Annotated in this window: 10 protein-coding genes, 10 tRNA genes and 3 rRNA genes; 18 read left to right on the top strand and 5 right to left on the bottom strand. The window is 49.3% G+C overall.

Annotated features, from left to right (window positions below; genetic code table 11):
• Positions 1–210: 210 nt before the first annotated feature.
• From LACSTY_RS12315 to LACSTY_RS12245, 15 genes are all read left to right on the top strand, one after another.
• Positions 211–1,780, top strand: a 16S ribosomal RNA gene (locus tag LACSTY_RS12315).
• Positions 1,781–1,870: 90 nt separating this feature from the next.
• Positions 1,871–1,944 (top strand) — tRNA-Ile (locus LACSTY_RS12310).
• Between the two features lie 34 nt (positions 1,945–1,978).
• Positions 1,979–2,051: transfer RNA gene (locus LACSTY_RS12305), tRNA-Ala, on the top strand.
• Positions 2,052–2,212: 161 nt separating this feature from the next.
• Positions 2,213–5,130: ribosomal RNA gene (locus LACSTY_RS12300) — 23S ribosomal RNA — on the top strand.
• Between the two features lie 200 nt (positions 5,131–5,330).
• Positions 5,331–5,447, top strand: a 5S ribosomal RNA gene (gene rrf, locus LACSTY_RS12295).
• The 16S, 23S and 5S rRNA genes sit together here with 10 tRNA genes alongside, the layout of an rRNA operon.
• Positions 5,448–5,455: 8 nt before the next feature.
• Positions 5,456–5,528 (top strand) — tRNA-Val (locus tag LACSTY_RS12290).
• A gap of 2 nt (positions 5,529–5,530) precedes the next feature.
• A tRNA-Lys gene (locus tag LACSTY_RS12285) sits at positions 5,531–5,603 on the top strand.
• Between the two features lie 15 nt (positions 5,604–5,618).
• A tRNA-Leu gene (locus LACSTY_RS12280) sits at positions 5,619–5,701 on the top strand.
• Positions 5,702–5,770: 69 nt separating this feature from the next.
• Positions 5,771–5,842, top strand: a tRNA-Gly gene (locus tag LACSTY_RS12275).
• Between the two features lie 11 nt (positions 5,843–5,853).
• Positions 5,854–5,939, top strand: a tRNA-Leu gene (locus LACSTY_RS12270).
• A 10-nt stretch (positions 5,940–5,949) separates the two neighbouring features.
• Positions 5,950–6,023, top strand: a tRNA-Arg gene (locus tag LACSTY_RS12265).
• 53 nt (positions 6,024–6,076) lie between these two features.
• Positions 6,077–6,148 (top strand) — tRNA-Gly (locus LACSTY_RS12260).
• A 4-nt stretch (positions 6,149–6,152) separates the two neighbouring features.
• Positions 6,153–6,226, top strand: a tRNA-Pro gene (locus LACSTY_RS12255).
• Between the two features lie 125 nt (positions 6,227–6,351).
• On the top strand, positions 6,352–6,819 hold the full coding sequence (locus tag LACSTY_RS12250; RefSeq protein ID WP_087912836.1) for a CtsR family transcriptional regulator: 468 nt from the start codon (positions 6,352–6,354) through the stop codon (positions 6,817–6,819).
• Between the two features lie 38 nt (positions 6,820–6,857).
• Entirely contained in the window at positions 6,858–9,365 is a 2,508-nt protein-coding gene (locus tag LACSTY_RS12245; RefSeq protein WP_047105387.1) for an ATP-dependent Clp protease ATP-binding subunit, read from the top strand.
• Positions 9,366–9,484: 119 nt separating this feature from the next.
• Here the strand turns inward: LACSTY_RS12245 and LACSTY_RS12240 are convergent, their stop codons facing one another.
• The 5 genes from LACSTY_RS12240 to LACSTY_RS12220 form a co-directional block, all read right to left on the bottom strand.
• A complete protein-coding gene (locus LACSTY_RS12240; protein ID WP_161492251.1) occupies positions 9,485–9,982 on the bottom strand; it encodes an acyl-CoA thioesterase in 498 nt (165 codons plus the stop codon).
• A 59-nt stretch (positions 9,983–10,041) separates the two neighbouring features.
• Positions 10,042–11,238 (bottom strand): thiolase family protein, encoded by a 1,197-nt coding sequence (locus LACSTY_RS12235; protein WP_049170419.1) that lies wholly within the window; start codon positions 11,236–11,238, stop codon positions 10,042–10,044.
• A gap of 156 nt (positions 11,239–11,394) precedes the next feature.
• Positions 11,395–12,069 carry a 3-oxoacid CoA-transferase subunit B gene (locus LACSTY_RS12230; protein WP_010492671.1) on the bottom strand — a complete coding sequence of 225 codons (675 nt, stop codon included), beginning with the start codon at positions 12,067–12,069 and terminating at the stop codon, positions 11,395–11,397.
• Positions 12,059–12,739: a CoA transferase subunit A gene (locus LACSTY_RS12225; protein ID WP_087912834.1), complete on the bottom strand. Its 681-nt coding sequence runs from the start codon at positions 12,737–12,739 to the stop codon at positions 12,059–12,061. Before LACSTY_RS12225 ends, LACSTY_RS12230 begins: the two co-directional genes overlap by 11 nt.
• A 160-nt stretch (positions 12,740–12,899) precedes the next feature.
• On the bottom strand, positions 12,900–13,961 hold the full coding sequence (locus LACSTY_RS12220; RefSeq protein ID WP_087912833.1) for a ketopantoate reductase family protein: 1,062 nt from the start codon (positions 13,959–13,961) through the stop codon (positions 12,900–12,902).
• A gap of 295 nt (positions 13,962–14,256) precedes the next feature.
• On the opposite strand from LACSTY_RS12220, the gene LACSTY_RS12215 reads away from it, so the two are divergent.
• The 3 genes from LACSTY_RS12215 (at position 14,257) to rpoC (ending at position 22,572) form a co-directional block, all read left to right on the top strand.
• Entirely contained in the window at positions 14,257–14,889 is a 633-nt protein-coding gene (locus tag LACSTY_RS12215) for a TetR/AcrR family transcriptional regulator (protein ID WP_087912832.1), read from the top strand.
• 390 nt (positions 14,890–15,279) lie between these two features.
• Complete coding sequence (rpoB, locus tag LACSTY_RS12210) at positions 15,280–18,882, top strand: DNA-directed RNA polymerase subunit beta (protein ID WP_010492660.1); 3,603 nt, start codon at positions 15,280–15,282, stop codon at positions 18,880–18,882.
• Between the two features lie 12 nt (positions 18,883–18,894).
• Complete coding sequence (gene rpoC, locus LACSTY_RS12205) at positions 18,895–22,572, top strand: DNA-directed RNA polymerase subunit beta' (protein ID WP_087912831.1); 3,678 nt, start codon at positions 18,895–18,897, stop codon at positions 22,570–22,572.
• Positions 22,573–22,655: the final 83 nt, after the last annotated feature.

Below are 22,655 nucleotides of genomic sequence, written 5' to 3'. Positions count from 1 at the left end.
GCTTCAAAGCATCAGAAAAAGTTATTGACAGGTATTGCTTGCCTGTGATAATATATCAAAGTTGTCTTTTGACAAGGTCGTCCTTTGAAAACTGAACAAAGTTTCGTTTAAATGTGCAGGGTCCTTGATACTTCGGTATCGAGGCAAAAAGTAACATTTGCGAAGTCAATTCGCTAGAACAACAAATCGAGCTATTCGAACAGCTCATATTTATATGAGAGTTTGATCCTGGCTCAGGATGAACGCTGGCGGCGTGCCTAATACATGCAAGTCGAACGAGTTTTGGCCGATGAACGGTGCTTGCACTGTGATTCAACTTAAAACGAGTGGCGGACGGGTGAGTAACACGTGGGTAACCTGCCCTTAAGTGGGGGATAACATTTGGAAACAGATGCTAATACCGCATAAATCCAAGAACCGCATGGTTCTTGGCTGAAAGATGGCGTAAGCTATCGCTTTTGGATGGACCCGCGGCGTATTAGCTAGTTGGTGAGGTAACGGCTCACCAAGGCGATGATACGTAGCCGAACTGAGAGGTTGATCGGCCACATTGGGACTGAGACACGGCCCAAACTCCTACGGGAGGCAGCAGTAGGGAATCTTCCACAATGGACGCAAGTCTGATGGAGCAACGCCGCGTGAGTGAAGAAGGCTTTCGGGTCGTAAAACTCTGTTGTTGGAGAAGAATGGTCGGCAGAGTAACTGTTGTCGGCGTGACGGTATCCAACCAGAAAGCCACGGCTAACTACGTGCCAGCAGCCGCGGTAATACGTAGGTGGCAAGCGTTATCCGGATTTATTGGGCGTAAAGCGAGCGCAGGCGGTTTTTTAAGTCTGATGTGAAAGCCCTCGGCTTAACCGAGGAAGCGCATCGGAAACTGGGAAACTTGAGTGCAGAAGAGGACAGTGGAACTCCATGTGTAGCGGTGAAATGCGTAGATATATGGAAGAACACCAGTGGCGAAGGCGGCTGTCTGGTCTGTAACTGACGCTGAGGCTCGAAAGCATGGGTAGCGAACAGGATTAGATACCCTGGTAGTCCATGCCGTAAACGATGAATGCTAGGTGTTGGAGGGTTTCCGCCCTTCAGTGCCGCAGCTAACGCATTAAGCATTCCGCCTGGGGAGTACGACCGCAAGGTTGAAACTCAAAGGAATTGACGGGGGCCCGCACAAGCGGTGGAGCATGTGGTTTAATTCGAAGCAACGCGAAGAACCTTACCAGGTCTTGACATCTTTTGATCACCTGAGAGATCAGGTTTCCCCTTCGGGGGCAAAATGACAGGTGGTGCATGGTTGTCGTCAGCTCGTGTCGTGAGATGTTGGGTTAAGTCCCGCAACGAGCGCAACCCTTATGACTAGTTGCCAGCATTCAGTTGGGCACTCTAGTAAGACTGCCGGTGACAAACCGGAGGAAGGTGGGGATGACGTCAAATCATCATGCCCCTTATGACCTGGGCTACACACGTGCTACAATGGATGGTACAACGAGTTGCGAGACCGCGAGGTCAAGCTAATCTCTTAAAGCCATTCTCAGTTCGGACTGTAGGCTGCAACTCGCCTACACGAAGTCGGAATCGCTAGTAATCGCGGATCAGCACGCCGCGGTGAATACGTTCCCGGGCCTTGTACACACCGCCCGTCACACCATGAGAGTTTGTAACACCCGAAGCCGGTGGCGTAACCCTTTTAGGGAGCGAGCCGTCTAAGGTGGGACAAATGATTAGGGTGAAGTCGTAACAAGGTAGCCGTAGGAGAACCTGCGGCTGGATCACCTCCTTTCTAAGGAAACAGACATTAAGTCTGACGGAAACCTGCACACACGAAACTTTGTTTAGTTTTGAGGGGACGACCTCTCTTTTTACGCCTATCGGGCCTATAGCTCAGTTGGTTAGAGCGCACGCTTGATAAGCGTGAGGTCGATGGTTCAAGTCCATCTAGGCCCATCAAGCGTTCGCTTGTTAATTGAACAACCCTTATGGGGGATTAGCTCAGCTGGGAGAGCGCCTGCTTTGCAAGCAGGAGGTCATCGGTTCGATCCCGTTATCCTCCATTGGCCGTCAGGCCAATTCACCGACGCAAGTCGGCGACTTTGTTCTTTGAAAACTGGATATCATTGTTGTAAATGTTTTAAATTGCCGAGAACACAGCGTATTTGTATGAGTTTCTAATATAGAAATTCGCATCGCATAACCGCTGACGCAAGTCAGTACAGGTTAAGTTACAAAGGGCGCACGGTGGATGCCTTGGCACTAGGAGCCGATGAAGGACGGAACTAATACCGATATGCTTCGGGGAGCTATAAGTAAGCTTTGATCCGGAGATTTCCGAATGGGGGAACCCAGTACACATCAGTGTATTGCCTGCAAGTGAATCCATAGCTTGTTGGCGGCAGACGCGGGGAACTGAAACATCTCAGTACCCGCAGGAAGAGAAAGAAAACTCGATTCCCATAGTAGCGGCGAGCGAAGTGGGAAGAGCCCAAACCGAGAAGCTTGCTTCTCGGGGTTGTAGGACTGGACATTGGAGTTACCAAAGTTCGACGTAGTCGAAGTCAGCTGGAAAGCTGCGCCATAGAAGGTGAAAGCCCTGTAAGCGAAACGGCGGACTCTCCGTCCAGGATCCTGAGTACGGCGGAACACGTGAAATTCCGTCGGAATCCGGGAGGACCATCTCCCAAGGCTAAATACTCCCTAGTGACCGATAGTGAACCAGTACCGTGAGGGAAAGGTGAAAAGCACCCCGGAAGGGGAGTGAAACAGTTCCTGAAACCGTGTGCCTACAATTAGTCAAAGCCCGTTAAGGGGTAATGGCGTGCCTTTTGTAGAATGAACCGGCGAGTTACGTTTGCCTGCGAGGTTAAGATGAAAAGTCGGAGCCGGAGCGAAAGCGAGTCTGAACAGGGCGAATGAGTAGGCAGATGTAGACCCGAAACCAAGTGACCTACCCATGACCAGGTTGAAGGTGTGGTGAAACACACTGGAGGACCGAACCCATGTATGTTGAAAAATGCTGGGATGAGTTGTGGGTAGCGGTGAAATTCCAAACGAACTTGGAGATAGCTGGTTCTCTCCGAAATAGCTTTAGGGTTAGCCTCGGAGGATGGATCATGGAGGTAGAGCACTGTTTGAACTAGGGGCCCATCAAGGGTTACTGAATTCAGATAAACTCCGAATACCATCGATCTTACTCCGGGAGTCAGACAGTGAGCGATAAGGTCCATTGTCGAAAGGGGAACAGCCCAGATCACCAGTTAAGGTCCCTAAATTTGTGCTAAGTGGAAAAGGATGTGGCGTTGCACAGACAACTAGGATGTTGGCTCAGAAGCAGCCACCATTTAAAGAGTGCGTAATAGCTCACTAGTCGAGTGGCACTGCGCCGAAAATATACCGGGGCTAAGCATAATACCGAAACTGTGGGTGCACCCGTAAGGGTGCGCGGTAGGAGAGCGTTCTAAGGGCGTTGAAGGTCGATCGTGAGGACGGCTGGAGCGCTTAGAAGTGAGAATGCCGGCATGAGTAGCGAAAGATCAGTGAGAATCTGATCCACCGTATGACTAAGGTTTCCTGGGGAAGGCTCGTCCTCCCAGGGTTAGTCGGGATCTAAGGCGAGGCCGCAAGGCGTAGTCGATGACAAGCAGGTTGAGATTCCTGCACTAGTTTATTTTGTTTAAGCGATGGAGGGACGCAGGAGGCTAAGGAAAGCGCACGGCTGGAAAAGTGCGTCCAAGCCGCAAGTCTGGTGGCGAGTGAAATGCTTGCGACCATAAGGACAAGCGGTGATGGGGAGCGAAATTAAAGTAGCGAAGTTCCTGATGTCACACTGCCAAGAAAAGCTTCTAGTGAGAAATAAACTACCCGTACCGCAAACCGACACAGGTAGTCGAGGAGAGTATCCTCAGGTGAGCGAGCGAACTCTCGTTAAGGAACTCGGCAAAATGACCCCGTAACTTCGGAAGAAGGGGTGCTGACCGCAAGGTCAGCCGCAGTGAATAGGCCCAAACAACTGTTTATCAAAAACACAGGTCTCTGCTAAATCGAAAGATGATGTATAGGGGCTGACGCCTGCCCGGTGCTGGAAGGTTAAGAGGATGAGTTAGCGCAAGCGAAGCCCAGAATTGAAGCCCCAGTAAACGGCGGCCGTAACTATAACGGTCCTAAGGTAGCGAAATTCCTTGTCGGGTAAGTTCCGACCCGCACGAAAGGCGTAATGATTTGGGCACTGTCTCAACGAGAGACTCGGTGAAATTATAGTACCCGTGAAGATGCGGGTTACCCGCGACAGGACGGAAAGACCCCATGGAGCTTTACTGTAGCTTGATATTGAGTGTTGGTACCGCTTGTACAGGATAGGTAGGAGCCGTAGAGATCGGAACGCTAGTTTCGATGGAGGCGTTGGTGGGATACTACCCTAGCTGTATGAACACTCTAACCCGCGCCACTGATCGTGGCGGGAGACAGTGTCAGGTAGGCAGTTTGACTGGGGCGGTCGCCTCCTAAAATGTAACGGAGGCGCCCAAAGGTTCCCTCAGAATGGTTGGAAATCATTCGCAGAGTGTAAAGGTAGAAGGGAGCTTGACTGCGAGACTGACAAGTCGAGCAGGGACGAAAGTCGGGCTTAGTGATCCGGTGGTTCCGTATGGAAGGGCCATCGCTCAACGGATAAAAGCTACCCTGGGGATAACAGGCTTATCTCCCCCAAGAGTCCACATCGACGGGGAGGTTTGGCACCTCGATGTCGGCTCATCGCATCCTGGGGCTGTAGTCGGTCCCAAGGGTTGGGCTGTTCGCCCATTAAAGCGGTACGCGAGCTGGGTTCAGAACGTCGTGAGACAGTTCGGTCCCTATCCGTCGCGGGCGCAGGAAATTTGAGAGGAGCTGTCCTTAGTACGAGAGGACCGGGATGGACGTTCCGCTGGTGTACCAGTTGTGCCGCCAGGCGCATCGCTGGGTAGCTATGAACGGAAGGGATAAACGCTGAAAGCATCTAAGTGTGAAGCCCCCCTCGAGATGAGATTTCCCATTCCTATATGGAAGTAAGACCCCTGAGAGATGATCAGGTAGATAGGCTGGAAGTGGAAGTGCAGCGATGCATGGAGCGGACCAGTACTAATCGGTCGAGGACTTAACCAAGTAAGAGCGTGAGCAGGAGCGCTTAGAAACCGGAGCATAAGCGGGCCTGAGTTCGTTGGTCGGGTTTTGGCCAATGGACTCAGGGTCCTTATGTGGAGGTTTCTGCGACTGCGAACGCGTTTCGATGAAATACGCCGATTCTCAGCAAAGCAAACAACCAACAATGATAGCCAGTTTTGAGAGCGCAAAGTTCTCATAAGTGTGGTGGCGATAGCAAGAAGGATACACCTGTTCCCATGCCGAACACAGAAGTTAAGCTTCTTCACGCCGAGAGTAGTTGGTGGGAAACTGCCTGCGAGGGTAGGAAGCTGCCACGCTTACATATGGAGGATTAGCTCAGTTGGGAGAGCGTCTGCCTTACAAGCAGAGGGTCACAGGTTCGAGCCCTGTATCCTCCATTGAGCCGTTAGCTCAGTTGGTAGAGCAACTGACTTTTAATCAGTGGGTCGACAGTTCGAGCCTGTCACGGCTCATTTAACCCACCTTTTGCGGGTGTGGCGGAACTGGCAGACGCGCTAGATTTAGGTTCTAGTGGTTTTTGACCGTGGGGGTTCGAGTCCCTTCACCCGCATCGTATCTTGAACGGAATGCTCGGGTCTTTGAAGGCCGCTCCTCGGTCATAATTGAATAGGTTTGATATGCGGAAGTAGTTCAGTGGTAGAACATCACCTTGCCATGGTGGGGGTCGCGGGTTCGAATCCCGTCTTCCGCTTTTCACTTTATGCCGGGGTGGCGGAATTGGCAGACGCACAGGACTTAAAATCCTGCGGTCAGTGATGACCGTACCGGTTCGATCCCGGTCCTCGGCATTTTGTTGAAGCACCCATAGCGCAACTGGATAGAGTGTCTGACTACGAATCAGAAGGTTGTAGGTTCGACTCCTACTGGGTGCATCGTCGATCGCCTATGAAGCTAAGCTGGCGCCGATCAATTTAATATGCGGTATGCGGAAGTAGTTCAGTGGTAGAACATCACCTTGCCATGGTGGGGGTCGCGGGTTCGAATCCCGTCTTCCGCTTTACCGGGAAGTAGCTCAGCTTGGTAGAGCACTACGTTCGGGACGTAGGGGTCGCAAGTTCGAATCTTGTCTTCCCGATTCTTGGATCACGAAAAATCGTGGTCCTTTTTTCGTTTTCAAATGCAGAAATTTGTATAAACTGACCAATGCCAGTATAATGTGTAATAGTCAAGATTGGTCAAAGTCAAAAAGGATTGAACGACATGCAGCGTGAGAATATTTCGGACATTATTGAGGCTTATCTAAAAACGATACTGGCACAGGAGGCTGCGGTTGAAATACGGCGAGCCGAAATTGCACGTCGTTTTAATTGCGTTCCCTCGCAAATCAATTATGTCATTAAAACCCGGTTCACACCGGCTCGCGGCTACATTGTTGAAAGCAAGCGGGGCGGCGGAGGCTACATTCGCATCGTGAAGGTCAAATTGACAGATGATCAAGACCTCATTCAAATCATGCGGCAGCATATCCCCAAACGCTTGCGATTACGCGATGCCCGTGATTTAATTCAGGAATTATTCGATAATGGGCTTATTTCCCAACAATCAGGCAATTTAATGTTGGCGGTCATGAATCATGAGACTTTGGGTATTCTTGATCAAGGGACAGAAGAGCATTTACGGTCGCGCATGTTCCTTGCATTTTTGGATCGTTTGCGGTATGAAAGATAGAACAGTTTATAATTAGTTTTCTAAAAAGGAGCGTGCTTATGGACAACTTATTTACCCCTAGTGCTAAAAATGTTTTGCTTTTAGCCCAGGAACAAGCGAAGTATTTCCATCATCATGCTGTAGGCACTGAACATTTGCTTATGGCGCTGGTTATGGAAAAAGATGGAATCGCTGGTAAGACGCTGCGTCAGTTAGGGGTCACAGAGAATGATGTCCATGACGAGATCGAGCGCTTCACAGGGTATGGAACTGTTGATGCCGCCGGTCAAGCTAGCGATAGTTATTTGCCTTATTCACCAAAGGGTAAGGAAATTCTGGCGTTTGCCGGCGACGAAGCAAAGCGCTTAGGTGCTTTGAAGATCGGCACCGAGCATATTCTGCTGGGGTTGCTTCGTGAAGACGATATTTTAGCCGCGCGGATTCTCCAGAATCTGGGCCTCAGTCTTTCGAAGACACGACAAATGGTGTTTAAGAAAATGGGCATTGCGGACACAGCTGCCAAACGCCGGCCAATGGCGCGTGGTGGTGCTCGCCAAGATAGCCAAGGGACCCCGACACTTGATGGCCTTGCGCGCGATTTAACCCAAATGGCGCGTGAAAACCGGATGGATCCGGTGGTCGGCCGCGAAAAGGAAGTTCGGCGTTTAATTCAGATTCTGGCTCGGCGCACGAAGAACAACCCAGTGTTGATTGGTGAACCAGGTGTCGGGAAAACCGCGATTGCGGAAGGCTTTGCCGAAAAGATTGTCGCGGGCAAAGTTCCGGATGACATGCTGAATAAGCGACTGATGATGCTTGATATGGGCTCACTGGTTGCAGGCACAAAGTATCGTGGTGAATTTGAAGATCGCCTGAAGAAAATCATTGATGAGATTTATAAAGATGGCAACGTCATTTTGTTCATTGATGAATTGCACACGCTGATCGGTGCCGGGGGTGCTGAAGGGGCCATTGACGCTTCCAACATTCTCAAGCCGGCCTTGGCTCGTGGCGAGTTGCAGTTGATCGGTGCAACAACCTTAGACGAATATCAGAAGTATATTGAAAAAGATGCTGCTTTGGAACGGCGGTTTGCGACCATCCAAGTCGATGAACCAACGGAAGAAGAAGCAGAGCAGATTTTGAAAGGGCTGCGTCCACGGTATGAGGCGCATCATGGCGTCACGATTACTGATGAAGCTTTGCATGAAGCAGTTGTCTTGTCCTCACGTTACATTACAACGCGCTTCTTGCCTGACAAGGCCATCGATTTAGTTGACGAAAGTGCTGCCAAGGTACGATTGGATAAAGCTAATGTTGAGACCAAATCCGACAAGCTTCAGGACGAGCTGGCTAAGTTAGTCGCGGACAAAGAAGACGCGATTGATCATCAAGACTTCGAAACAGCGGCTACCATTCGCACCAAAGAGGCGGACGTTAAGGCCAAACTTGCCGATACGCCGGAACCCGTGAACGAAAGCGGCGTTCGAACCGATATCAAAGTGACAGGCGCCGATGTGGCAGAAGTTGTGTCACAATGGACCGGTGTGCCGGTTACCCAGTTGCAAAAGAAGGAATCCGAACGTTTGGTCAACCTGGAGAAGATTCTCCATCAACGGGTTGTTGGTCAGGATGAAGCTGTTTCCGCAGTTGCACGGGCCATCCGCCGGGCACGTTCTGGATTGAAAGATCCTACCCGCCCAATTGGTTCCTTCATGTTCCTTGGGCCAACCGGTGTCGGGAAAACCGAGCTGGCGAAAGCCCTAGCTGAAGCAATGTTTGGATCAGAGGATGCCATGATTCGGGTTGATATGTCCGAATACATGGAGAAATTCAGCACCAGTCGTCTGATTGGCGCGGCACCGGGTTATGTCGGTTACGATGAAGGTGGTCAGTTGACGGAAAAGGTTCGCAACAAGCCGTATTCCGTTGTGCTGCTGGATGAAGTTGAAAAAGCGCATCCGGACGTCTTTAATATCTTGCTTCAAGTCTTGGACGATGGCTACCTGACCGATGCGAAGGGTCGTCGGGTTGATTTCCGTAATACGATTTTGATCATGACCAGTAACATCGGGGCAACTGCCATTCGTGACGATAAAACGGTTGGCTTTGGTGCCAAAGATCCAACTGCAGACTTCAAAGCCATGAAGAGTCGGATGTTAGATGAATTGAAGAAGAGTTTCCGTCCTGAATTCCTGAACCGAATTGATGAAACGGTTGTCTTCCACAGCCTGAACAAGGAAGAGCTGCATGAGATCGTCAAGATCATGACCAAGACCGTGCTCAGTCGCATTAAGGATCAGGGAATCGATGTCAAAATTACGCCAGCAGGCATCGATGCCATCGCGGCTGCCGGATTCGATCCTGAATACGGGGCACGTCCGATCCGACGGGCTTTGCAAACGGATGTTGAAGATCAACTGAGCGAACTTTTGTTGACAGGCCAAGCGAAGACTGGTGATTTGATCCAAATCGGTGCCAAAAAAGGCAAGCTGACGTTTACTGTCAAGGAAAACAAAGGTAAGCATAAAGAAAATGGTGCATCGAAGGAACCGGTTAAGGCGTAAGCGATAGGTCATTGACCTTTCGTAACACTGAAACTGGTCGGTAATTAAGTAGAAAATTAAGAGGCTCCAAGATCCCGAATACTAACGGGATCTTGGAGCCTCTTTTTTGTCTTTGCGGGTTAGCGATTACGGTCTTCTTCCGTTGCCTCTAGCCGGCTGATGAACGCACGATTACGATCACGGCGCACTTTGCGAGCGGTACGGCGCTCAGGGTAGCCACTGAATAAGAGTTGTTCTTCTGCAGTTACCGGAGTGAAACTCGGCAGTGGCGTTGTTTGACCATCAACGACCACATAGGTGCTAAAAGCTGTGGTTGCCAAATAAGTCTTTCCGGTCGTTAACGTTTCTCCCATGACTCGACAGAAAACCTCAATTGATCTGGTACCGACTCCGGAGACGAATGCTGTCAGTGTGACGCTATCATTGGCAGCAATTGGATGGCGAAAATCTACCGAGTCAGTCGAAGCCGTAACCACAATTCGCTGACTGTATTTAACCGCCGCAATTGCGGAAACATCATCAATATAACTTAACAACTTACCGCCGAACAAGGTGTTATGAGCATTGGTGTCGCCAGGCAACACCAAGCGGGTCTGAATCACTTGGCGATCAGTCAAAATGCACCCCCTTTAGCGAAATGAGCTTACTTGGATAACCGCGAACCAGCAGTCAAACATTACGCAGTCGCCTCTGCAGTTTCTTCGTCTGGAATCATCTCATAAATGCCGGCTGCTCCCATGCCGCCACCAATACACATCGTGACCAACCCATAGCGGCCGCCGGTGGCCTGCAAGTAGGAAAGAATCTTGCAGGTCAAAATCGCACCGGTTGCTCCCAACGGATGGCCAAGTGCCAAGGCACCGCCTCGTGGGTTGACTTTGTCGACAGGCAGATTGAGCTTATCAATGCAGACAAGCGACTGAGAGGCAAACGCTTCGTTTAATTCGATACTGTCCATGTCATCAATGGTTAAGCCTGTCCGGGCCATCACTTTTGGCACCGCATAGATCGGGCCAAGTCCCATAACGGCCGGATTGACGCCAGCTACGGCATAACCGACAAAACGGGCAATTGGCTTAACCCCTAACTCGGCAGCTTTGTCTGCTGACATCAAGATGACAAAGGCGGTCCCATCACTTAATGGTGAAGAAGTACCGGCTGTGACCTGACCACCATCTTCTTTAAAAGCGGGCGGCAAAGCGGCTAGTTGATCCATCGTTAGATTGCCACGGACCCCTTCATCTTTGTCGAAGACTTTAGTGTGACCTTCGATGTCGCCATAGTGAACAGGAATAATCTGATCATCAAAAGCATGAGCTTCCTGAGCCGCTGCAGCTTTATGATGACTGTGCATAGCAAATTCGTCCATTTTTTCGCGTGGCACCTGGAATTTTTCGGCAACTACTTCGGCGGTTAGCCCCATTGGCATATAGTCTTGAGGCTTTTCAGCTCGTAATGTCGGATTGATACCGGCCATATCAAAGGACATTGGTACCTGGCTCATGGATTCAACCCCGCCCGCAACAATGATATCAGCTTGATTAGCCATAATGGCGTTGGCCCCGGTTGCGATAGTTTGAATTCCTGATGAACAGAAACGATTAATGGTTTGAGCGGGTACCGAGTCTGGCAGGTTGGCGCGTTGAGAGATCATTCGGGCTACATTGAGTCCTTGAACATCTTCAGGTAATGCACAACCGACCATAACATCATCAATATCGTTGACGTCTAGTTGGGGAACTTTATTCAAAACTCCAGTCAAAACTTCTGCAGCATAATCAACCGGGTGTTCATTCGTCAAAGCACCTTTCAATGAGCGCCCCACGGCAGAGCGGCCATAAGCGACAATGACAGCATCTTTTGTTTCAGGCATTTTATTCTCCTCCTTGAGTGAGCGTGAACTGGCGCGGTTAGAAGTCGGAATGTAAGTGGCCTTGGGCGTGATGGCCCGGGCTTAGGCCATTGCGACCAAGGTCCTTACATGTAGACTTCTGCGCCAGTGAACGCGTTATAAATAGATGCGTTCCAATTAAACTTCAACAGCTTCATCAGCAATTTGGCTGACTTTCAGATTATCTGCAACCGTAAAGTGTGCTCCTGTTTTGGCCCGCACTTCATCCAGTGTTGTTTTAGGTGAAATTTCGGTCAGAACCATTCCGTGATCCGTAATATGGAAAACAGCCAGTTCCGTGATGATCTTGCTGACGCAATGTGCGCCGGTTAATGGGAAGGTACATTCGTCTAAGATTTTAATTTGACCTTTGGCGGTGTGTTCCATCGCGACGATGACTTCCTTCGCGCAGGTTACCAGATCCATCGCACCGCCGAAGCCCACCAACATCTTGTTCGGGATGATCCAGTTGGCGATGTTACCTTGGGCGTCGACTTGCACTGCACCGAGAACTGTGACGTCCACCTTGCCGCTGCGGATCAAACCGAATGCTTTGGCACTGTCGATGAATTGGCCGCCTGGTTTGATCGTTGCCGGCGAACCGCCAGCATCAAAAATATTGGGATTCTCCGGTTCGCCTGGTTTTGGTGCCGGACCGATATTGATGATGCCGTTTTCGCTTTGGAAGATAATGTGTTTGTCATCACTGATGAATTTTGGTACCAGGGTCGGAATGCCAATGCCTAAATTGACAATCTGACCGTCTTCTAATTCATCGGCGACGCGTTTGGCAATATAAGTTCTACTGATCATGACGCATCCCCACTTTCACAATGCCATCGATATAGATTCCTGAAACCGTGATGAGCTCAGATGGAATATCGCCCACTGGAACAATTTCTTCTGCTTCGACCACGGTATACTTCGATGCGGCTGGAACAAGTGCGCCAAAGCTCTTCATGGCACCTTCGATATAACAGTTGCCGTCGTAATCGACTTTGGTGGCTTGCATGAAACCTACGTCAGCATTTAAAGCTTCTTCCAGTAAATACTGGCGACCGTTGAATTCTTTGACCTCTTTGCCTTCTGCCACCATTGTCCCGATGCCGACGGGGGTATAGAATCCGGGAATACCAGCACCGGCTGCGCGCAGACGTTCCGCAAATGTTCCTTGTGGCGTTAGCGTTAACTTGCCTTCTTTAAAAAACTTGGTTGCTGCGCGACTAGTACGGACAAAAGTGGTGGTTAAGTGGCTTGCTCGTTCTGCAATTAACCGATCCAGCGTCGGCAGATACATGCCATTAGGTGCGTTTAAAGCAATATGCAAATCTTTGGCATTACTGAAAAGATACAGCGCTTTCACCAACTGAGCCGGATAACCCAGCGGTCCGAATCCACCGATGACGACAGTATCACCGTCTTTGACTGGTTGAATGGCTTCAATTGGCCACATCAACTTATCTGTTTTTATTTCGACAGCCATAACGAGACTCCTTTCTAAAAAAAGCTTGCTTTCTTATTTCCATGGTTAGCATATTGAAAAGGCTTTAGCGATGGAATGACAAACCAAAATGGGTGTCCAAAAATGGACATTTGCTTTTTCTGTGTGTTTAAAATCGGTGTTTCACAAAATCTGACATCGATCAGGAAACAACGGCGCGATGATCGAGCAGCTGTTGCAGTTCGGCTTTAGCTACTTCGAATGTCGGAATTGTGTGTGTTCTTTCAGCTTCGGTAATCAATTTGACCACTAGATCATTAAATGGTGTTGCAATCCCGTGATCGCGAGCCGTCGCGGTAATTAAACCGTTGATATAATCAACTTCGGTTTTGCGCTGTTTGTATAAGTCCTGTAGCATACTAGCTTTGAGTTTAGCGCTAGCGCCGGTCATCAAACGGAGGGTTGCAATCTGCGTATCAGTAAAGTCGTCACCGGTTAAGCCAAAAGTGGCCGCCAAATCGACCCCCGATAATGGGGTGAAGGTGATGCCATCTGCTTGCCCGACATTGAGACCTTCATTGAGGATGTGCAAAGCACTTTTCACACCGACGTCATCTTGAGCGACTTCCCCAAAAGTTCGATTCATGATGGTTGATAAACCACTAAAGGCAGCATTGACCAGCAACTTCGACCATTTTGTACCCATAAGCTCATTTGAAATTGGGGTCATTCCAACATGAGAGAGAATCGTTTGTACCAATTCCGTGCGCGGTGTTATGGTGCCGTCAATTTCACCAATCTGATAGGCATGGGCTTTAAAGCTATCGTAGGCGGTTGTCAGTTCGGTCACACCTGGGCCCGCACCGGTCGCACCGAAGACAACCGACCCGGCGATCAGATTTTTAGCCGGAATATGCGTCAAAATATATTTTTCCGGAACGCCATTTTGTAAGGAAACTAAAGTGCCATCAGGCTTCAAAAGCTGCTTGACCGCTGGAATGACTGTCGCATTGTCGACCTGCTTGGTATGCAATAAGATGAGATCGAATTGATCGACCACTTCATCTGCCATTACGGCGGTAACAGGTGTGGTGAAGTCTGTTGTTCCGATAACATGTGCGCCCTCTGAATTTAAGGCAGCAACATTTACTGGCCAAGTATCAATCAAGGTGACGTGATCTTTGCCATACGCCGCAGACAAGTAGGCGCCGGAAATGGTTCCGATTGAGCCCGCACCGTAAATGGCAATCTTTAATGTATCCATGGTTACATGTCCTCCTGTGTTTTTGTCCCAATTTAAGTAACACATTGCTCAATTATGCACAGCGGTTAATATCAATTCATTAGCACAAAGCCTATTATGATGGTAATGTAAGGGTTTACATTTTTTAATACCAGTGTTACGCTGAATGTGCGATTTTGGACACTTATGGGTGAACTGTACATAGCAACGCGCTTAATGCTATGGCGATTTTTTCGGCTGCTTCGGTTGGATATCATAAGCAGCCTGCTATGATGCCGATTCATGCTGCGAGACGAGTCGTTAGGGGAGGTTAACCATGGGCAAGCAGCAAAAATATATCAAGCGCGCTTTTCTGGATCTTCTGAAGGAGAATGATCTGCATAGTGTGTCCATTCGCCAGTTGGTTCAAAAAGCTGATGTGAGTCGATCCTGTTTTTACAGCTATTACTCGGATAAATATGAGTTGTTGCAAGAAATCGAAGATGATTTGATTGCCGGTTTTGTGAGCATCATGAAGAAAGTTCGGCAACATTCGGTTGGCTATTTCTATGAAGGCATTACGCATCGTAATTACCCGATATACACGGAATATTTCACGTATATCAAACAACATCAGGAAGTCTTCACCATTCTTTTCTCGGCGCGAATGGGGGATGATTTTACCAATCGCTTCTCGCGTGCGATTGCCAAAACTCGACATGATACATTGCGCTACTGGCATTTGGACCCGGAGCCGAATCCGTGGTTAGCATTTCAGGAGAATCTGTTAGCAGCCTCCTATGTCAGCATCATCAAGACCTGGCTGAATCAGGATTGTCAGCCTAGTATTGAGGAGATGGGCGCCTACCTGAGTACCTTATGGCGTCCGGGATTCTTTTATAACGAAACCCAGTATCAGCGCGCGGTGCAGTATATGGATGACAATCGGACTGCCGTTTTGAGCGGCTGAGGGTTGTAGCGTGGGTAAAAGAAAACCGCCGCGTCAGTCATCTTGATGTGGCGGTTGATTTGATCTAAATTGGATGGCAATGGTGATGTGGTCGCACAGACGCGACGAAAATTTTGCACAGGTATAAGAAATTTTACCACTTGACTTTCTTGACGCCACCGCGTATTATTAAATCAATCGCATTTCGGGTTGGACAGGCTGTCAGGACGATCTATTGTCCGTTCTGGCTAATGGAAAAAGCAAAAACAGCAGGCTGGTTGAAGGCTGATCTGTTTTTGGTTTTTTTTTGCTCAAAATGTCTGCGAGATCGTCATTGTCATGTAAATTTAACAATATTTACATTATTTTTACAATCGACCAAGCCGGAAAATCTTACAAGGGGTGAATAATTTGGCAGGACACTTAGTGAATTATGGTAAGCACCGGACACGCCGGTCTTATGCCCGGATCAAGGAAGTTTTGGATCTTCCTAATCTGATCGAGATCCAAACGAATTCTTACCAATGGTTCCTCGATGAAGGTCTTAAAGAAATGTTCGACGATATTATGCCGATCGATGACTTTCAAGGGAAACTGTCACTGGAATTTGTCGGCTATCAACTGCTGGAACCGAAATATACTGTCGAGGAAGCACGCCAACACGATGCGAACTACTCTGCACCTTTGCATGTAACCTTACGTTTAACGAATCATGAAACCGGTGAAATCAAGAGCCAGGATGTTTTCTTTGGCGATTTTCCACTGATGACCAAACAAGGGACTTTCATCATCAACGGGGCGGAACGGGTTATTGTTTCCCAGCTGGTTCGTTCACCTGGCGTTTATTTCCATAGCGAAACCGATAAGAACTCACGGGTTACCTATGGCACAACTGTCATCCCTAACCGTGGTGCTTGGTTGGAATATGAAACAGACGCCAAGGATATTGCTTATGTCCGGATCGACCGGACGCGGAAGATTCCGTTGACTGAACTGGTTCGTGCTTTGGGCTTCGGGTCTGATCAAGATATTATCAACATGTTCGGCGATAACGATTCGCTGATGCTCACACTTGAAAAAGATGTGCATAAGAACACGGATGATTCCCGTACCGATGAAGCCTTGAAGGATATTTACGAACGCTTACGCCCAGGCGAACCTAAAACCGCTGATTCGTCACGGTCACTTTTGTATGCGCGCTTCTTTGATCCGAAACGCTACGATTTGGCTTCAGTTGGCCGCTATAAGGTTAACAAGAAGTTGAGCTTGAAGACGCGCCTGTTGAATCAGGTTTTGGCTGAAACGTTGGCTGATCCGGATACCGGTGAAGTTATTGCCCAAAAGGGAACCAAAGTTGACCGTCAAGTGATGGACAAATTAGGGGCTTATTTGGATCGCGATGATTTCAAGACCGTCACCTATCAACCTTCCGATCAAGGCGTTGTGACGGATCCGATTGTGCTGCAAAGCATTAAGGTCTACTCACAAGTAACGCCGGATAAAGAAATCAATTTAATCGGCAACGGCCACATTGGCAAGAAAGTTAAGCATATTGTTCCGGCTGATGTTTTGGCATCCATGAACTATTTCCTTAACTTGCAAGAAGGCCTTGGCTCAGTTGACGATATTGACCACTTGGGTAATCGTCGGATTCGTTCCGTCGGTGAATTACTGCAAAACCAGTTCCGGATCGGGCTTTCCCGGATGGAACGGGTTGTGCGTGAGCGGATGTCGATTCAGGATACTGCCACCGTGACGCCGCAACAATTGATCAATATTCGTCCGGTTGTTGCTTCGATCAAGGAATTCTTTGGCAGTTCCCAGCTGTCACAGTTCATGGATCAGACCAACCCGCTTGGCGAATTAACCCACAAGCGTCGTCTTTCTGCCCTTGGACCCGGTGGCTTGACGCGTGATCGTGCGGGTTATGAAGTTCGAGATGTTCATTACACCCATTATGGCCGGATGTGTCCGATTGAAACACCTGAAGGCCCGAACATCGGGTTGATTAACAGCCTGGCTTCTTATGCGGTGGTTAATCCTTATGGCTTCATTGAAACCCCGTATCGTCGTGTTTCTTGGGATACGCATAAGGTTACCGATAAGATTGACTATTTGACCGCCGATGAAGAAGATAACTACATCGTTGCGCAGGCGAACTCCCCACTGAACGATGATGGTTCTTTCGTTGACGATACCGTTTTGGCGCGTCACAAAGATAACAACATTGAAATTTCTCCAGACAAAGTTGACTACATGGACGTTTCGCCTAAGCAGGTTGTTGCGGTTGCGACGGCATGCATTCCATTCTTGGAAAACGATGACTCCAACCGTGCCTTGATGGGTGCGAACATGCAACGTCAGGCGGTGCCGTTGATCAATCCGCACGCCCCACTTGTTGGGACCGGGATGGAATATAAGGCAGCGCATGACTCCGGGACAGCGGTTCTGGCTACGAATGCCGGGACGGTTGAATATGTTGACGCTAAGCAAATTCGGGTTCGCCGTGAAGATGGTGCCTTGGATTCCTACAACTTGATGAAATTCAAGCGTAGTAACGCCGGCAAGAACTACAACCAGCGTCCGATTGTCACGATTGGCGATCATGTTGACGTTGATGAAATCATCGCTGATGGGCCAGCCATGCAAAACGGCGAACTGGCGCTGGGCCAAAACCCAATCATCGCCTTCATGACTTGGAATATGTACAACTACGAAGACGCGATTGTGCTGTCTGAACGGTTGGTTAAAGACGATGTTTACACGTCTATTCATATTGAAGAATATGAATCCGAAGCACGTGATACCAAACTTGGACCTGAAGAAGTGACTCGCGAAATTCCAAACGTCGGTGAAGAAGCCCTCAAGGATCTTGACGAGTTCGGTGTTGTTCGTGTCGGCGCCGAGGTTCGTGATGGCGACATTTTGGTCGGCAAGGTGACACCTAAAGGGGTTACCGAGCTGTCTGCTGAAGAGCGGTTGTTACACGCTATTTTCGGTGAAAAGGCTCGTGAAGTCCGTGATACTTCACTGCGGGTACCTCATGGCGGCGGCGGGATCATTCAGGACGTCAAGATCTTTACTCGTGAAGCGGGCGATGAATTGTCTCCTGGTGTCAACATGATGGTTCGTGTCTACATCACCCAGAAGCGGAAGATTCAGGTTGGCGATAAGATGGCCGGTCGTCACGGGAATAAAGGGACGGTTTCCGTCGTGGTTCCTGAAGAAGACATGCCATACCTGCCAGACGGGACACCGGTTGACATCTGCCTATCGCCAATGGGTGTGCCAAGTCGTATGAACATTGGTCAGGTGCTTGAATTGCATCTGGGCATGGCCGCACGTAACTTGGGTATTCACGTGGCAACCCCTGTTTTTGATGGTGCTAACGATAAAGATCTGTGGTCAACCGTCAAGGAAGCCGGCATGGCCTCCGATGGTAAGTCAGTTCTGTATGACGGTCGTACCGGTGAACCATTTGAAAACCGGGTATCTGTAGGGGTTATGTACTACATGAAGCTGTCACACATGGTTGACGATAAGATCCACGCTCGTTCAATTGGACCTTACAGTTTGGTTACCCAACAGCCACTTGGTGGTAAAGCACAATTTGGTGGCCAGCGGTTTGGTGAAATGGAAGTTTGGGCCCTTGAAGCTTATGGCGCGGCTTACACCTTGCAAGAAATTCTGACCTATAAGTCAGATGACGTTGTCGGGCGGGTCAAGACCTATGAAGCCATTGTCAAAGGCGAACCGATTCCAAAGCCAGGTGTACCGGAATCCTTCCGTGTGCTTGTTAAAGAATTGCAAGCCTTGGGTCTGGACATGAAGGTGCTTGGCGCGGATAAGAAAGAAATTGAATTGCGGGACATGGATGACGACGAAGACGACGTTGTTTCAGTCGATGCTTTGGCGAAGTTCGCAGCCCAGCAAGAAGAAAAGAAGGCACACGAAGCCGCAGCTCAAGCGAGTGACGGTAAGCCTGCCGATAACAGTACCGACGATAAAAAATAGGAGGTTAGCCCTTTGATTGATGTCAATAAGTTTGAAAGTATGCAAATCGGCTTAGCCTCGCCGGACAAGATTCGCAGCTGGTCGTATGGGGAAGTCAAAAAGCCTGAAACGATCAACTACCGAACCTTAAAGCCTGAGCGGGACGGCTTGTTCGATGAACGCATCTTCGGACCGACTAAGGACTGGGAATGTGCCTGTGGTAAGTACAAGCGGATCCGCTATAAGGGGATTGTTTGTGATCGCTGCGGGGTTGAAGTCACACGTTCCAAGGTTCGGCGTGAGCGGATGGGCCATATCGAATTAGCCGCACCGGTCACCCACATCTGGTACTTCAAGGGCATCCCAAGTCGGATGGGTCTGGTACTGGATATGTCGCCACGGTCACTTGAAGAAATTATCTATTTTGCTTCTTACGTTGTGATTGATCCAGGCGATACGCCAATGGAGAAAAAACAACTTCTGACCGAACGCGAATATCGTGAAAAGCGCGAAGAATACGGCAAAACCTTCAATGCCAAGATGGGTGCTGAAGCCATCAAGGAATTGTTGCAGGATGTCGATCTCGACAAAGAAGTTACCGAACTAAAAGATGACCTGAAGTCGGCGCAAGGCCAAAAACGGACACGCGCGATTCGCCGGTTGGATATTTTGGATGCCTTCAAGGAATCCGGTAATGATCCGGCCTGGATGGTCATGGATACGATTCCAGTTATTCCACCGGATCTGCGGCCAATGGTTCAGCTCGAAGGCGGCCGGTTTGCGACGTCTGATCTGAACGACTTGTATCGGCGGGTCATCAACCGTAACAATCGTTTGAAGCGGCTGCTTGACCTGAATGCACCAAGCATCATTGTTCAAAATGAAAAGCGGATGCTGCAGGAAGCGGTTGACGCTTTGATCGATAATGGTCGGCGTGGTCGTCCGGTTACCGGTCCAGGCAATCGTCCACTTAAGTCCCTGTCACACATGCTGAAAGGGAAGCAAGGCCGGTTCCGTCAGAACTTGCTTGGTAAGCGGGTTGACTACTCTGGTCGTTCTGTTATCGATGTCGGCCCATGGTTGAAGTTTTACCAGTGTGGCGTGCCGCGTGAAATGGCTTTGGAACTCTTTAAGCCATTTGTAATGCGCGAACTGGTTAAGCGGGACATGGCAAGCAACATCAAGAATGCCCGGCGCAAGATCGATCGTCAGGATGATGACGTTTGGGATGTGCTTGAAGATGTTATCAAGGAACGGCCGGTACTCTTAAACCGTGCGCCTACGTTGCATCGACTTGGTATTCAAGCGTTTGAACCTGTTTTGGTTGATGGGAAATCCATTCGGTTGCACCCACTGGTCTGCGAAGCGTATAACGCGGACTTTGACGGTGACCAAATGGCGATCCACGTGCCGTTGTCTGATGAAGCGATGGCTGAAGCACGGATGCTCATGCTTGCGGCACACCACATTTTGGCGCCAAAAGACGGCAAGCCAATCGTTACCCCTTCGCAGGACGTTGTGTTAGGTAACTATTACCTGACCATGGAGCAAAAGGGTCGCGAAGGCGAAGGCATGATCTTCAAAGACACCAACGAAATCCTGATGGCATTGCAAAATGGCTACGTTCATTTGCACAGCCGCGTTGGCGTCGCAGCTAATTCCTTCACTAACAAACCATTCACTGACGATCAGAAGCAAAAGATCATGGTGACAAGTGTCGGCAAGGCGATCTTTAACGAGATTATGCCAAAAGACTTCCCGTATCTGAATGAGCCGACGCAAGACAACATCGTCAATGGTGTGCCAGATAAGTACTTCATTGATAAAGGTGAAGACATTCACGCTTATCTCGCGGATGCACCTTTGATCGATCCGTTTAAGAAGGGCTTCTTATCCGATATCATTGCGCAGGTCTTCAAGGTTTATAAGGTTCAGCGGACCAGTGATTTGTTGGATGACATGAAGACTTTGGGCTACACGCAATCAACTAATTCCGGGTTAACTGTCGGAATTTCCGACATCACTAACCTGAAGGAAAAGCCGGAAATTGTGGCTGCTGCCCATAAGAAGGTTGCAACTGTTTCTAAGCAGTTCCGGCGTGGGTTGATCACCGATGATGAACGCCATGATCGGGTTATCCAGATTTGGAACGACGCCAAAGATGAAATTCAGCAAAAGCTGGTTGATTCTTTTGACCCGAACAACCCAATCTCCATGATGTCTGATTCCGGTGCCCGTGGTAATATCTCGAACTTCACTCAGCTTGCCGGTATGCGTGGTCTGATGGCTGCGCCTAACGGTGGGATGATGGAAGTGCCGGTTATCTCGAACTTCCGTGAAGGCTTGACCGTTATGGAAATGTTCATGTCCACTCACGGTGCTCGTAAAGGAATGACCGATACGGCGCTGAAGACGGCTGATTCAGGTTACCTGACCCGGCGGCTGGTTGATGTGGCGCAGGATGTCATTGTTCGTGAAGAAGACTGCGGCACCGATCGTGGTTTGGTCGTTCGCGCTATCCGTGAAGGTAACGAAATGATTGAGCCATTGTATGATCGCCTTGTCGGTCGGTTTACCATGAAAGACGTTCTTGATCCTAAGAGCGGCAAAGTCCTGGTTAAGCGCAATACCTTGATGGACGAAGATATGGCACAGAAGATTGTGGATGCCGGTGTTGAAGCCGTCACTATCCGTTCTGTCTTCACCTGCAATACCAAACACGGTGTTTGCCAGAAGTGCTACGGTCGTAATATGGCAACCGGCGAACAGGTTGAAGTCGGCGAAGCAGTCGGAACCGTTGCTGCCCAGTCAATCGGTGAACCAGGTACCCAGTTGACCATGCGTAACTTCCATACCGGTGGTGTTGCCGGTGGCGAAGATATTACCCAAGGGCTGCCTCGTGTTCAGGAAATTTTTGAAGCCCGGAACCCTAAAGGTGAAGCTGTGATCACGGAAGTAACCGGTGAAGTAACTGCTATTGATGAAAATCCGGCTGAGCATACGCGTGAGATTACGGTCAAGGGTGAAACTGATACCCGAACCTATAGCGTACCTTATGCATCCAGTGTGGCAGTTGCGGAAGGCGATCATGTTAACCGCGGCGAACGACTGACAGGTGGATCAATTGATCCTAAGCAGTTGATCAAAGTGCGCGATGTGATGGCAACCGAAAACTACCTGCTTTCTGAAGTCCAGAAAGTTTACCGTATGCAGGGTGTTGATATTGGTGATAAGCACGTTGAAGTCATGGTTCGGCAGATGTTACGCAAGATCCGCGTCATGGATCCGGGCGATACGAACATCTTGCCAGGAACATTACTCGACATTGCGGACTTCAAAGAGAAGAACACGCAAGCGATCATCAGTGGTGGCATTCCGGCTACCGGCCGTCCGGTGCTGTTAGGGATTACCAAGGCTTCCTTGGAAACCAACAGCTTCCTGTCAGCTGCTTCCTTCCAGGAAACCACGCGGGTTCTGACCGATGCTTCTATCCGCGGCAAGAACGATCCGTTAGTTGGCTTGAAGGAAAATGTCATTATCGGGAAGATCATTCCGGCTGGTACCGGGATGGCAACGTATCGTCACGAAGAACCAAAGAGTGTCGGTACCGTTTCCGACAGTGTCTATTCGATTTCTGACATTGAAAAGCAAATGAAGGAAAAAGACAGCCAGCAAAAAGACGACCAACAGGATGATACTGACAACAAGTAGTCATCATGTTAGCTGCTCAAGCTAATCGAATAATCTAGTTACAAACAAGCACGGCGTAAGTGTCCTTTAAGGGCGTTTACGTC

Origin of the sequence: Lacticaseibacillus styriensis, assembly GCF_030770295.1 — a bacterium.
GTDB lineage: Bacteria > Bacillota > Bacilli > Lactobacillales > Lactobacillaceae > Lacticaseibacillus > Lacticaseibacillus casei.
This window is presented reverse-complemented; position numbering and strand designations above follow the sequence as displayed.